Origin of the sequence: Pseudomonas sp. BJa5 (genome assembly GCF_030272875.2) — a bacterium.
In the GTDB taxonomy this organism is placed as follows: Bacteria; Pseudomonadota; Gammaproteobacteria; order Pseudomonadales; family Pseudomonadaceae; genus Aquipseudomonas.
The window spans coordinates 1-12,350 of the sequence record NZ_JALRNG020000031.1 but is presented as its reverse complement, the minus strand read 5'-3'; the positions used below and the strand labels follow the sequence as shown (position 1 = coordinate 12,350).

The window sequence follows — 12,350 nt, the reverse complement described above, 5'->3', positions numbered from 1 at the left end:
TACTCCGGATTTTATGATTTTTATCGGGTCGCAAACGTTTGCGTTAACTTACTATGCGAATAGTACCCAATTTTGTCAATTCCGCGACGTACACCCTTGGGACGCTATGCGTAGGAATTATCCTTAAATTCGCCGTAAAACCGAACACTCCTACAAATAATATTCGGTTTTCCGAACCAGCAACGAGAAAGCGCACAGGACTTCGCCTACGTAAACCCACGCAAAATCAACAAAACGAAGATGAAAGCCGACGAACGGCAAAGCTGGTACGTTTTCTGCTCCCCTCCCCGCGCTGCACCACGAACTCCATTCAATAAGAGAGATATTCGATGAAAGCTGCGCTTACTCCGTTCGTCCCGGGCGCCCTGGCCCTTCTGCTGTTACTGCCCGCAGGCGTCAACGCCAAGGAAGTGGAACAGCAACAGAAACTGGCCAACGTGGTCATCCTCGCCACCGGCGGCACCATTGCCGGTGCCGGCGCCAGCGCGGCCAACAGCGCCACCTACCAGGCCGCCAAGCTGGGCGTGGACAAGCTGATTGCCGGGGTTCCGGAGTTGGCTAACCTTGCCAATGTGCGCGGCGAACAGGTGATGCAGATCGCCTCGGAGAGCATCAGCAACGACAACCTGCTGCAACTGGGCAAGCGCGTGGCCGAGCTTGCCGACAGCAAGGACGTCGACGGCATCGTCATCACCCACGGCACCGACACCCTGGAAGAGACCGCCTACTTCCTCAACCTGGTGGAGAAGACCGACAAGCCGATCGTGGTAGTCGGCTCCATGCGTCCGGGCACCGCCATGTCGGCCGACGGCATGCTCAACCTGTACAACGCCGTGGCCGTGGCCAGCAACAAGGATTCGCGTGGCAAGGGCGTGCTGGTGACCATGAACGACGAGATCCAGTCCGGTCGTGACGTCAGCAAGACCGTCAACATCAAGACCGAAGCCTTCAAGAGCCCGTGGGGCCCACTGGGCATGGTCGTGGAAGGCAAATCCTACTGGTTCCGCCTGCCGGCCAAGCGCCACACCCTGGCGTCGGAATTCGACATCAAGAAGATCAGCAGCCTGCCTGCCGTGGACATCGCCTACGGCTATGGCAACGTCACCGATACCGCCTACAAGGCCCTCGCCGCAGGTGGCGCCAAGGCGGTCATCCATGCCGGTACCGGCAACGGCTCGGTATCGTCGCGGGTGGTGCCGGCGCTGCAGGAACTGCGCAAGGACGGCGTGCAGATCATCCGTTCGTCCCATGTCAACGCCGGCGGCTTCGTGCTGCGCAACGCCGAGCAGCCTGACGACAAGAACGACTGGGTCGTGGCCCACGACCTGAACCCGCAAAAGGCCCGGATCCTGGCCATGGTCGCCCTGACCCAGACCCAGGACAGCAAGGAACTGCAGCGGATCTTCTGGGAATACTGATCCCGCCCGCGCTTGCCCGCCTGCAGGACGGGCAAGCGCAACCTCCCCCTATCCTCAGCAAAAAACCTTAGACAGGCCGCAGCAAACCGGGCGGTTTGCGGTCACATGCGCTCTTTCACCGACGAGCTGTTGCGAAATTGCCTACAGTAAAATACTGTATGCACATACAGCACAACAAGGAACGCTTCGTGGCCAACACCTCTACCCCCGCCAGCAGTTACGAGCAACTGGGTATCCGCATCCAGAAGATCATCAACTCGCCCACCGCGCAAAAAGCCCGGGCCGCGCTGATTTTCCGCCTGGAGCACGAGTCCACCGACGACTGGGAAACCCTGCTCGAGGAAATCGCCGAGAACGACAACGTCACCCTCGCCCACCGCGACGACGGTGGCGTGCAGATTTTCTGGGTGGTGCCGAAGGAAGACTGATTGCGCATGAGAGTTTCGTTTTTTGCAGTCGCCTGCCTGTTGTTCAGTATCACCAGCGCCCATGCCGATGCGCCACGCACCTTCAGCGAAGCCAAGAAGGTCGCCTGGCGCCTGTATGCGCCGCAGTCCACCGAGTTCTATTGCGGCTGCAAGTACAACGGCAACAAGGTCGATCTCGCCAGTTGCGGTTATGTACCACGCAAGAACGCCAACCGCGCTGCGCGCATCGAGTGGGAGCACATCGTCCCGGCCTGGCAGATCGGCCACCAGCGCCAGTGCTGGCAGGACGGTGGGCGCAAGAACTGTTCGAGCAACGACAAGGTCTACCAGCGCGCCGAAGCCGACCTGCACAACCTGGTGCCGAGCATCGGCGAGGTCAACGGCGATCGCAGCAACTTCAGTTTCGGCTGGCTGCCCGAGCAGCGCGGGCAGTACGGTTCGTGCCTGACCCAGGTGGATTTCAAGGCCAAGAAGGTCATGCCACGGCCTTCGATTCGCGGCATGATCGCGCGCACCTACTTCTATATGAGCAAGCAGTACAACCTCAAGCTGTCCAAGCAAGACCGCCAGCTCTATGAAGCCTGGAACAAGACCTACCCGCCGCAGCCCTGGGAGCGCCAGCGCAACCAGCGGGTGGCCTGCGTAATGGGCCACGGCAATCAATTCGTAGGCCCGGTGAACCTTAGCGCCTGCGGTTGAGGCTCAGGCCAGCGCCTGCAGGTAGGCGCTGGCCTGCTGGTAACGGGCCAGGCGCGCCAGATCGTCTGGGCCGGGCATGGCGATGCGCGACAGGTCGCTGTTGTCGGCAAGGTCGGCCAGCTTGACCACCCGCGCCAGCGGGTCGCCGCCCAGGCGCGCGACAAACGCCTCGTAGCTTTCGTCATCGCGCCGACTCAGCGCCTGCACCGCCGCCAGGATCTTCAGGGCAAAGCCCTCGCGGGCCAGGTCCGAGAGCGTCATGGGCGAATCCTCGAGCACGTCGTGCAGCACGGCGACAATGCGCTGCTCCACCGTCGAGACCCTCAGCATCACCCGCAGCGGGTGCAGGATATAGGCGGCGCCGCCCTTGTCGCGCTGCCCTTCATGTGCCCTGGCTGCCACCGCAATGGCCCGCTCCAGCGTAGACATAAGGCCCTCCTGCTCTAACGCCCGCGTCGCTTCAGGCGCGCCATGCTGTAGACATCGCACAGCACGCCGTCACGCATAGCATAGTTCAGCAATTGTCCTTCAACTTCAAAGCCCTGGCGCTTGTACAGGGCCAGTGCCGGTTGATTGTCGCTGAACACGGTCAGCTCGACGCGTTGCAGGCCCATCCAGCCGTCGGCGATCTCCAGCGCCGCCGACAGCAGGCGAGTGCCCACCCCCTGCCCTTGCCAGGCCGACGCCACGCCCATGGCGATACTGCCGCAGTGGCTACGGCGCACGCGGGGGTTCTGCTCAAGGGTACAGTTGCCGATCACCTCGCCCTGATGCAGGGCGACCAGGCGCAGCACGCGCTCGTAGTCTTCGCCGGACCCCAGGCGCTTGCGCCAGTTGTCCAGCGACTGGTAGGGCAACTGCAAGGCCTGGCGGGCGACACGGGGATCGCTGTACAGCGCGGCCAGCCCTTCGAGGTGGTGCTCATTGGCGCGCTGCAAGGTTATGGCGGGGGATGATTCCTTCATCACGGCTCTCCTTGGGGTGAGCCGTGAGTGTACGGGGCCGGGGACGGCGCTGGCTAGCGAGTGGCGCCGTGCTGGATGACGATCGAGTCGGTACCCAGGCGGGCCATGACGTCGGCCTGCTTCTCATCGGCCTCGGCCTTGCTCGGGAACGGGCCGAGCAACACCACCGGCTTGCCGTCGCGGTACACCACCGAGGATGGGATCTGCTTCTCGATCAGGCGTGCGGTCATGTCGCTCAGAGCGCCCATGTTCGCCCCCTGGACGATCTCGACATCCCAGCCTTCCGGGGCCGGCTGGTCGGCCAGGGCCTCGGCACGGCGCTGCAGGTCGGCGCCACCGCAGGCTTCACGGATCTGCAGGGTGCTGCCCTGGTCGGCGATGACGATTTCGTAGCCGTCGGCTTTCTTGAATGCCACGTAACTGCGATACGGGACGAAGGCACCGGCATCGTCCTTGCCGCGCACCTGGCCGCAGATCATGCCTTGCTGGTCGATTCGCACGTTGGCGAACTTGGCAGTCTTGGGGTTCTGCAGGTGTTCGGCCACCTGCTTGTGCACGCCTTCGACTTCGTTTTCACAGCCGGCCAGCGCCAGCACTGCCATTACCACCGCGATTTTACGCACGCGTCTTTCTCCTGGATGCAAGCGGCGGATTCTAGCATTTATGCAGCCCTTCGCAGGCTCTGTGATTGCGGGGCTCTTGTGGGAGCTGCCGCCAGGCTGCGATCGGCCGCGTAGCGGTCGTAGAACCTGACGACCCGGTGCATCAGACCCAACGAGGTGCCTGGATGGCGACTGCTGTGCAGTCGATCGCAGGCTTCGCCAGCTCCCACAAAGACAGTTGCGCCTACGCAGTCGCCATGTGATTGCAGGATGCCTGTGAGAGCTGCCGCCAGGCTGCGATCGGCCGCGTAGCGGTCGTAGAACCTGACGACCCGGTGCATCAGGCCCAACGAAGTGCCTGGATGGCGACTGCTGCGCAGTGGATCGCAGGCTCCCACAAAGACAGTTGCGCCTACGCAGTCGCCATGTGATTGCAGGATGCCTGTGGGAGCTGCCGCCAGGCTGCGATCGGCCGCGTAGCGGTCGTAGAACCTGACGACCCGGTGCATCAGACCCAACGAGGTGCCTGGATGGCGACTGCTGCGCAGTCGATCGCAGGCTTCGCCAGCTCCCACAGTGGGAGCCTGCGATGGCTGATCCGCAAATGCAAAAAGGGCGATCCTTGCGGATCGCCCTTTCTGGGATTTGGTAGGCACAATTGGACTCGAACCAACGACCCCCACCATGTCAAGGTGGTGCTCTAACCAACTGAGCTATGTGCCTGCTGTGGGGCGCATAATACGCAGGTACGCATATGTCGTAAAGCGAAATTTTAAAAAAAATCAAAAAAATCAGCAGCTTTAGTCATCGCTGAAGCTGCTGCCCGCGAAACGACACAATCTGGCAGGCACACGCAAAGATATGGCAAGCAGGCGCAAGGACGGCCTGATCCTTCGACTTAGTATCCGGACGAACTCCATCGAGTTGCTCGCCGACACTAATAAGAACGGAAAGCCAGTCCATGTACAAGTCGCCCCTGCTCCACCTCTCCACCCTCGCCCTGCTGGTCGGCGCCGCCGCCCAGGCCGGTGCCTACGAGCTGTATGCCGATGAGAACACTCACCTGAACGCCAACCTCGAGGCCGTGTTCGGCGTGTTCCATAGCGAGGAAAACTACGCCATGAGCGGACGCCTGGAAGAAGGCTCGTCCTCCTGGCGCGAGGGCTACCTCAAATATGGACTCAGTGGCGACCAGGGCCTTGGCGGTGCCGGCACCGCCTACGGTGCATTCGCCCTGCTCAGCTCGGGCAGTTGGGGGGACGGTGACGCCGCCGGCTTCAGCGATGGCTCCGAGCGCACCACCAAGATCGAAGACGCCTACCTCGGCTGGCGCTCCGGCACGCTGATCGAGGCCTTGGGTGAAGACGGGATCGACCTGTCCTTCGGCCGCCAGATGATTACCGTAGGCGATGGCTTTCTGATCCAGGGCGACGCGCTCAACTTCGGCAAGGGCCTGGCCGATGGCGAGTTCAACCGCGGCGGCGCCTACTACCTGGCGGCGCGCAAGAGCTTTGACCAGACCGCCGTACTGCGCCTGGGCGGCAAGCAAGGCTGGCGCAGCGACCTGATGTGGCTGAAGTCGGACAACCGCGCCCAGGCCAAGACCGAAATGGCCGTGGCCACCCTGGAGCACGTGGCCGACGCCGGCACGGTAGGCCTGACCTACATCGACACCACGGATGTGGATGAGGAGTTCGCTTCGCCGGTGCAACTGGAACGCGACGGCATGAAGACCTACAGCCTGCGCGCCACCGGCAACGCCGGGGTGGAGAACCTGTTTCTCTCCGGCGAATACGCCAACCAGGAAAAACCCCACACCAACACCGAGGATGCCTGGTACCTGGAGGCCGGCTGGACCTTCGCCGACGTCGCCTGGACGCCGAACGTCAGCTACCGCTACAGCCGCTTCTCGGAAGGCTACGACCCTCTGTTCTACGGCCTCAGTCGCGGGTACGGCACCTGGTTCCAGGGCGAGGTCGCCGGCAACTATGCCGGTCCGTTCAACAGCAACTCGCGCATCCAGAAAGTCGAGTTCAAGGTATCGCCGCTGGAAAACCTGAACATCGGCCTGCTGGGGTTCAACTTCGACACCGTCGACCGCAACCTGGGCAATACCGACGGACACGAGATCGACCTGTACGCCGAATGGGCCATCAACGATCACTTGATCGTGATGCCGCTCGTTGGCCTGTACCAACCGGACAAGAGTGCCGAACAAGGTGGCACCCAGCTGGGCAACAACGACCGCAACCTGTACAGCCAATTGGTGTTCGTCACCGTCTTCTGAAGCCCTGCGGGTGATGGCCCCGCCATCACCCGCAGCAGATTCGCACCGATCTGAGTCCTTGTCATGCGCTCCAGCCTCCTGACTATCCGAAACAAGATCACCTTGCTCGCAAGCCTCTGCCTGTTGCTGATCGTCGCCCTGTTGGTAGGGCTGTCGCTGTATCAAGCCGGGGCAAGCAGCGAACAGGTCAAACACGCCAGCAGCGACATGCTGGCCAGCGCCGCCAAGCACCACATGCAGGCGCTCGCCAAGGTGCAGGCCTTGCAAGTGCAGCGCACGTTCCTGCAAACCCATGAATACGGCCAGGGGCTGTCTCGCTATGTGCTGTATCTGCGCCAGCGCGCGCAGCACGGCGAACTGGCGCCGCAGCAACTGCGCCAGGCATTGACCCGGCAACTGCGCCAGGCGTTGATCGACAAGCCCGACCTGCTCGGGCTTTATGTCATTTTCCAGGCCAACGCTCTGGACGGGGCAGACAATCGATTCGCCGGCCAGAGCGAACTGGGCAGCAACGAGGCCGGACGTTTCTCTCTGTACTGGGTGCAAAACAATCCAGGGGCGTTGCAACCGGTCATCGGCGACGAGGCCCTGCTGGCCAATACCCAGCCCGGCCCCAGCGGCAGCCCGTACAACGCGTTCTATACCTGCGCCCGCGACAGCCAGGCGGCCTGTGTGCTCGAACCCTACTTCGACGAGGCCTCGGGCTCGCGCAAGCTGGTCACCAGCATCGCCTTCCCGCTGCTCGAAGACGGCAAGGTCATCGCCGTCATCGGGCTCGACATCAACCTCGCCGCCCTGCAACAGAGCAGCGTGGACAGCAGCCATGGATTGTTCGACGGCAACGGCAGGGTCAGCATCATCAGCCCGAGCGGGGTGATGGCGGCGCACAGCCAGGATGCCGGTCGGCTTGGCCAGCGCCTGGACCAGGCGCCTGACAGCGGCGCCGACGAGGTACTCGGCGCACTGCGACACAGCCAGCCCAAGGTGTTCGTCGACCCGGCACAGCTCAAGGTCCTCGAACCGCTGGAGCCGATCCCCGGCGCCACCCCCTGGGGCGTCCTGGTGGGCGTGCCGCAGCACACCCTGCTGGCGCCGGCGCAACGCCTGCAACAAGCACTCGACCAGCAACGCGAACAGGCCACCCGCCTGGAGTTGCTGCTCGGTGGCGGCGCGGCATTGCTCGGCGTGCTGCTGATCTGGCTGGCCGCCCTGCGCATCACCCGCCCGCTGCAGAGCCTGACCCGCATGCTCGAAGACATTGCCCAGGGCGAAGGCGACCTGACCCGCCGCCTGGCCGTGCAATCGCGCGACGAGATCGGCCAGCTGGCCAGGGCCTTCAACCGCTTCGTCGAACGTATCCACGCCTCGATCCGTGAAGTGTCCTCGACCACCGGCCAGCTCCACGAGGTGGCCACCCGGGTGGTCAACGCCTCCAACGCATCCATGAGCAACTGCGACGAACAGGCCAGCCGCACCAACAGCGTAGCCGCCGCGATCAACCAGTTGGGCGCCGCCGCCCAGGAGATAGCGCGCAACGCCGCCCATGCCTCCCATCGGGCCACGGACGCCCGGCAACTGGCCGAAGCGGGCAGCCAGGTACTGGAAAGGACCATCTCGGCGATGCACCAACTGTCGAGCAAGATCAGCGCCTCCAGCGGCACCATCGAGACGCTCAACAGCAAGACCGAGGATATCGGCCAGATTCTCGAAGTGATCAAGGGCATCTCCGAGCAGACCAACCTGCTGGCGCTCAACGCCGCCATCGAGGCCGCGCGCGCCGGCGCCGCCGGGCGCGGGTTTGCCGTGGTGGCCGACGAAGTACGCAACCTGGCCTACCGCACCCAGATGTCGGCGCTGCAGATCCAGACCATGATCGAGGGCCTGCAGGTGGACGCCCGCGAGTCGGTCACGACCATGGGCGAAAGCCAGAGCCACAGCAGCGAAAGCGTGACCATCGCCAACCAGGCCGGCGAGCGCCTGGGCAGCGTGACCTTGCGGATCGGCGAGATCGACGGCATGAACCAGTCGGTGGCCACCGCCACCGAAGAGCAAACCTCGGTGATCGAGGCGCTGAACATGGATATCACCCAGATCAACGCCCTCAACCAGGAAGGCGTGGAGAACCTCAACGCCACCTTGCGCGCCTGTGGCGATCTGGAACAGCAGGCTGCCCGCCTGAAACAGCTGGTGGACAGTTTCCGCATTTGATGCCCCAACCCGTGTTCAGCCGGCCCCAAGCCGGCTGGCACAGGCAAACAACGAGTTGGCAGACACAACAATGCCCCCTGTTCGCCCTCAAGGCAGACTAGCCCGGTGAATCTCTGTCAATGCTTTCGCGATCCGCCAAGTCCAATAATTAAGGGAGCCCCCCCCGAATGCGAATAACCAGGATCCTTGCAAAAACCACACTGGCTCTTGGCCTGTCGCTAGCTGGCGTGCACCCAGTCTTCGCCGAGTTGCCCGCTGACACCGGTATCGGCCAGACCGTATTGCCTTTCCCGCCATCGCCACACCGCGCCTATATGATCGACGTGGAATTCGACAGCTTCGTCGCCGGCCGCGTGCTCGTGCTCGACCCGGACCAGAAGCGCTTGCTCGGCATGGTCAGCACCGGCTTCGCCGCACCCTCGACCCTCAGCCGTGACGGCAAGCTGCTGTTCAGCGCCGACATCTTCTATTCACGCGGTACCCGCGGTACCCGCACCGACGTGCTGACCGCCTGGAATACCTCCACGCTGTCCCCGGACTGGGAAGTGGTGATTCCCTCCAAGCGCGCCGAGTCCCTGACCCAGCGCTTTGGCATCGGCACCAGCGCCGACGACCGTTTCGTCTACGTCTACAACTTCACCCCGTCGACCTCGATCACCGTGGTCGACACCCAGGCCAAGGCCGTGGTCGGCGAAATCGCCATTCCCGGCTGCGTGCTCAGCTACCCGGTGGGCAAGCGCCGCATCGCCTCGCTGTGCGGCGACGGCAGCATCCAGCTGCTGACCCTGGGCGACGACGGCAAGGAAACCGCCCGCACCCAGACCAAGTTCTTCGACCCGAATGCGGAGAAGCTGGTCGAGCGCGCGGTGAACGTCGGCGACACCTTCTACTTCACCAGCACCACCGGCACCGTGCACACCCTGGACCTGTCGGGCAAGGAAGCGAAAATCCTGCCGGACTGGTCGCTGGTCAGCGACGAAGAGAAGAAGGCTGGCTGGGCGCCGGGCGGCTGGCAGCTGATGGCGGTGGCGCCAAAGCTCAATCGCCTGTACGTGCTGATGCACGACGCCCACGAGGCGATGAAGTGGGAAGACCCGAGCAACACCATCTGGGCCTTCGACCTCAAGACCCAGAAGAAGATCGCCACCCTGAGCACCGAAGGCGCGCCGATCTGGAGCCTGCAGGCCACCAGCGACGCCAACCCGCTGCTGCTCGGCATCAATGTCGGCGGCGGCATGGAGATCTTCGACCTCAAGAGCGGCAAGCACACCGGCACGATGGAAAAGCTGCATAAAACCGCCACACAAATTCTCAGCCACTGAGCGAGGTGAGCCCATGCACACCGATCCGATCTTCATTATCGCCAGCGCGATCACCGTTGCGGTGATCCTGGCCAGCGCTGCGACCCACAAGGTCCGCGCGCCGGCCCGCTTCGCCCGGCAGCTGGAAGATTACCAGTTGCTGCCCAAGGCGTTGCTCACGCTGGTCGCCCGCAGCCTGCCGCTGCTGGAAATCGGCGTGGCCTTCGCCCTGCTGGTGCCGGCCAGCCGGCCGACCGCGGCCCTGCTGGCTGCGGCGCTGCTGGCACTGTACGCAGCGGCCATCGGCATCAACCTGTGGCGCGGCCGCGCCGACATCGACTGCGGCTGTTCGGGCCCCGACCAGGCCCAACCGCTGCGCCCGGTACTGCTCGCCCGCAACACGGTGCTGGTGGCGCTGGCGCTGGTCGCCGGCATCGCCCCGCAAGCGCGCGACCTCGGTTTCTTCGACGGTTTCGTGGTGATCGCCGCGAGCGCCGTTGTACTGCTCATCTACACCGCCGTCGAAGGTCTGCTGGCCAACGGCCCCCGTCTGTTCAAACTTATTGGAAGGTGAAATATGGAAGGCTTGATCGTCTCCAACATCCTGCTCTGGGCGCTGCTGATCGCCTTGGCGTTCGCTGTAATGGGTCTGGTACGCCAGATCGGCGTACTGCACTCGCGCCTGGCTCCGGCCGGTGCCCTGATGGTCGACAAAGGCGTTGCGGTCAACGAGCCCGCGCCGCAAGTCACGGCCGCCGACCGCAATGGTCGTCCGGTCAACTTCGGTTATGCCGGTGAGAAAGCCCAGTTGCTGTTCTTCCTCTCGCCAACCTGCCCGATCTGCAAATCGCTGCTGCCGGCGATCAAGTCGATCGCCAAGGACCAGGCCAAGCGCCTCGACGTGGTGTTCGTCAGCGACGGCGACATGGACGCCCAGCAGAAACTGATCCAGGAACACAAGCTCGAAGACGCCACCTACGTGGTCGGTCCGGAAATCGGCATGACCTACCAGATCGGCAAACTGCCGTATGCGGCCCTGATCGACCAGAACGGCGTGTTGCGCGCCAAGGGCCTGGTCAACTCGCGCGAACACCTGGACAGCCTGTTCGAAACCGAGCACCTGGGCAGCGCCACCCTGCAGCAGTTCCTGCACGGCAACGCCCATGGCCACGATCACAGCACCCCACACTCCCACGCCTAACGATAACGAAAACGAAAGGACAGGCCCATGAAACTCCTCGACCTCCTGTTCGAGCGCTCCGCCCGCCACGTCGCCGATACCACCTCGCGGCGTAAATTGCTCGGCCGCCTCGGTTCGCTGATGATTGTCGGCGCGGCCCTGCCTGTGCTGTTGCCGATCGACCGTACCAGCAAGGCACTGGCCGCCGACAAGCCGATGGCGGGCGATCCCGGGGATCCGAACAGCTGCGACTACTGGCGCTACTGCTCGATCGACGGTTTCCTGTGCTCGTGCTGCGGCGGTAGCGTGACGTCCTGTCCGCCCGGTACCGAGGCCTCCCAGGTCACCTGGATCGGCACCTGCCGCAACCCGGCGGACGGCAAGGACTACATCATTTCCTATAACGACTGCTGCGGTAAGCACAGCTGCAACCAGTGCGCCTGTACTCGCAACGACAGCGAGGAGCCCGCTTATCGTCCGTTCAACAACAACGACGTGAACTGGTGCCTGGCTGCCAAGTCGCACATTTACCACTGCACCGTGTCGATCATTCGCGGCGTCGCGGTCTGAGGTGGCACAGACCATGCGCTCTTTACTGATCGTCGGTCTTGCCTGCGCCCTGGCAGCTCCGCTTGCCATGGCGCGCGCCATCCCCAACCCGAACCAGAAACACGCGCCCGGCAACGAAGCGGTGCAAACCCCTATCGCCCAGGCCGGCTATAGCACAGCGGTGAACTACCAGTTGCAATGCGCGGGCTGCCACCTCGGCGACGGCAGCGGCTCCAAGGCCAATGACGTACCACGCATGAAGGACTTCGTCGGCAATTTCCTCAAGGTCGACGGCGGACGTGAGTTCCTCGTGCGGGTGCCTGGCATGGCCCAGTCGGCACTCAACGATGAGCAGCTGGCCACGCTGATCAACTGGCTGATGCGCAAGGACGGCATTGCCGGCAGCAGCCTGCCCGAGCACTACCAGCCCTATACCGGGGAGGAAGTGGCGGCGGTGAGACGCAAGTCGCTGCTCAACGTGCCGAATGCCCGCGCCGGCCTGATCACTCAGATGCGCGCCAAGGGCATCTCGATAGACGATGGCATGAGTTATTGAGATTGCGCTTGGAGCGAGCCCGCCTACTGGCGGGCTTTTTTATGGTTCTTCACGGAATTCCGGGGGCTAGGTTCCTTGGGCTTGGGCTTGGGCTTGGGCTTGGGCTTGGGCTTGGGTGTCGAGTCTGCGGGCTTATCCATTCCATGCAGCGACGCTG

At 63.4% G+C, this 12,350-nt stretch carries 13 protein-coding genes and 1 tRNA gene; 10 read left to right on the top strand and 4 right to left on the bottom strand.

Annotated features, from left to right (window positions below; all coding sequences use genetic code 11):
• Positions 1-329: 329 nt before the first annotated feature.
• The 3 genes from M2D63_RS17705 to M2D63_RS17695 all read left to right on the top strand — a co-directional run bounded on the left by M2D63_RS17705 (position 330) and on the right by M2D63_RS17695 (position 2,545).
• Positions 330-1,418 carry an asparaginase gene (locus M2D63_RS17705; RefSeq protein WP_285864246.1) on the top strand — a complete coding sequence of 363 codons (1,089 nt, stop codon included), beginning with the start codon at positions 330-332 and terminating at the stop codon, positions 1,416-1,418.
• A 158-nt stretch (positions 1,419-1,576) separates the two neighbouring features.
• Positions 1,577-1,846, top strand: coding sequence for a DUF1654 domain-containing protein (locus M2D63_RS17700; protein ID WP_285864245.1), 270 nt, complete (start codon positions 1,577-1,579; stop codon positions 1,844-1,846).
• Positions 1,847-1,852: 6 nt separating this feature from the next.
• Positions 1,853-2,545, top strand: coding sequence for an endonuclease I family protein (locus tag M2D63_RS17695; RefSeq protein WP_285864244.1), 693 nt, complete (start codon positions 1,853-1,855; stop codon positions 2,543-2,545).
• A 3-nt stretch (positions 2,546-2,548) separates the two neighbouring features.
• On the opposite strand, the gene M2D63_RS17690 is transcribed toward M2D63_RS17695, so the two are convergent.
• The 4 genes from M2D63_RS17690 to M2D63_RS17675 all read right to left on the bottom strand — a co-directional run bounded on the left by M2D63_RS17690 (position 2,549) and on the right by M2D63_RS17675 (position 4,835).
• The gene (locus M2D63_RS17690; protein WP_285864243.1) at positions 2,549-2,974 is read right to left on the bottom strand and encodes a GTP pyrophosphokinase; all 426 of its coding nucleotides are present in this window, start codon (positions 2,972-2,974) and stop codon (positions 2,549-2,551) included.
• A gap of 14 nt (positions 2,975-2,988) precedes the next feature.
• Positions 2,989-3,510 carry a GNAT family N-acetyltransferase gene (locus M2D63_RS17685; RefSeq protein ID WP_285864242.1) on the bottom strand — a complete coding sequence of 174 codons (522 nt, stop codon included), beginning with the start codon at positions 3,508-3,510 and terminating at the stop codon, positions 2,989-2,991.
• A 53-nt stretch (positions 3,511-3,563) separates the two neighbouring features.
• Positions 3,564-4,133, bottom strand: a complete 570-nt coding sequence (locus M2D63_RS17680; RefSeq protein ID WP_285864241.1) for an SPOR domain-containing protein — start codon at positions 4,131-4,133, stop codon at positions 3,564-3,566.
• 625 nt (positions 4,134-4,758) lie between these two features.
• Positions 4,759-4,835 (bottom strand) — tRNA-Val (locus M2D63_RS17675).
• A gap of 238 nt (positions 4,836-5,073) precedes the next feature.
• Between M2D63_RS17675 and M2D63_RS17670 the strand changes: the two genes are divergently transcribed.
• The 7 genes from M2D63_RS17670 (at position 5,074) to M2D63_RS17640 (ending at position 12,193) form a co-directional block, all read left to right on the top strand.
• Positions 5,074-6,399 (top strand): hypothetical protein, encoded by a 1,326-nt coding sequence (locus M2D63_RS17670; RefSeq protein ID WP_285864240.1) that lies wholly within the window; start codon positions 5,074-5,076, stop codon positions 6,397-6,399.
• 63 nt (positions 6,400-6,462) lie between these two features.
• A complete protein-coding gene (locus M2D63_RS17665; RefSeq protein ID WP_285864239.1) occupies positions 6,463-8,607 on the top strand; it encodes a methyl-accepting chemotaxis protein in 2,145 nt (714 codons plus the stop codon).
• 167 nt (positions 8,608-8,774) lie between these two features.
• On the top strand, positions 8,775-9,929 hold the full coding sequence (locus M2D63_RS17660; protein WP_285864238.1) for an amine dehydrogenase large subunit: 1,155 nt from the start codon (positions 8,775-8,777) through the stop codon (positions 9,927-9,929).
• A 13-nt stretch (positions 9,930-9,942) separates the two neighbouring features.
• Complete coding sequence (locus tag M2D63_RS17655; protein ID WP_285864236.1) at positions 9,943-10,482, top strand: MauE/DoxX family redox-associated membrane protein; 540 nt, start codon at positions 9,943-9,945, stop codon at positions 10,480-10,482.
• Positions 10,483-10,485: 3 nt separating this feature from the next.
• A complete protein-coding gene (gene mauD, locus M2D63_RS17650) occupies positions 10,486-11,109 on the top strand; it encodes a methylamine dehydrogenase accessory protein MauD (RefSeq protein ID WP_285864235.1) in 624 nt (207 codons plus the stop codon).
• A gap of 27 nt (positions 11,110-11,136) precedes the next feature.
• Positions 11,137-11,658 carry a methylamine dehydrogenase light chain gene (locus M2D63_RS17645; protein ID WP_285864234.1) on the top strand — a complete coding sequence of 174 codons (522 nt, stop codon included), beginning with the start codon at positions 11,137-11,139 and terminating at the stop codon, positions 11,656-11,658.
• Between the two features lie 13 nt (positions 11,659-11,671).
• On the top strand, positions 11,672-12,193 hold the full coding sequence (locus M2D63_RS17640; RefSeq protein ID WP_285864233.1) for a cytochrome C: 522 nt from the start codon (positions 11,672-11,674) through the stop codon (positions 12,191-12,193).
• The last annotated feature ends 157 nt before the right edge of the window (positions 12,194-12,350 follow it).

Bases quoted from the DNA above. Each gene is read 5' to 3' on its own strand.
- M2D63_RS17705 (WP_285864246.1), top strand. From the start codon at position 330: ATGAAAGCTGCGCTTACTCCGTTCGTCCCGGGCGCCCTGGCCCTTCTG.
- M2D63_RS17700 (WP_285864245.1), top strand. From the start codon at position 1,577: ATGCACATACAGCACAACAAGGAACGCTTCGTGGCCAACACCTCTACC.
- M2D63_RS17695 (WP_285864244.1), top strand. From the start codon at position 1,853: ATGAGAGTTTCGTTTTTTGCAGTCGCCTGCCTGTTGTTCAGTATCACC.
- M2D63_RS17690 (WP_285864243.1), bottom strand. From the start codon at position 2,974: ATGTCTACGCTGGAGCGGGCCATTGCGGTGGCAGCCAGGGCACATGAA.
- M2D63_RS17685 (WP_285864242.1), bottom strand. From the start codon at position 3,510: ATGAAGGAATCATCCCCCGCCATAACCTTGCAGCGCGCCAATGAGCAC.
- M2D63_RS17670 (WP_285864240.1), top strand. From the start codon at position 5,074: ATGTACAAGTCGCCCCTGCTCCACCTCTCCACCCTCGCCCTGCTGGTC.
- M2D63_RS17665 (WP_285864239.1), top strand. From the start codon at position 6,463: ATGCGCTCCAGCCTCCTGACTATCCGAAACAAGATCACCTTGCTCGCA.
- M2D63_RS17660 (WP_285864238.1), top strand. From the start codon at position 8,775: ATGCGAATAACCAGGATCCTTGCAAAAACCACACTGGCTCTTGGCCTG.
- M2D63_RS17655 (WP_285864236.1), top strand. From the start codon at position 9,943: ATGCACACCGATCCGATCTTCATTATCGCCAGCGCGATCACCGTTGCG.
- mauD (WP_285864235.1), top strand. From the start codon at position 10,486: ATGGAAGGCTTGATCGTCTCCAACATCCTGCTCTGGGCGCTGCTGATC.
- M2D63_RS17645 (WP_285864234.1), top strand. From the start codon at position 11,137: ATGAAACTCCTCGACCTCCTGTTCGAGCGCTCCGCCCGCCACGTCGCC.
- M2D63_RS17640 (WP_285864233.1), top strand. From the start codon at position 11,672: ATGCGCTCTTTACTGATCGTCGGTCTTGCCTGCGCCCTGGCAGCTCCG.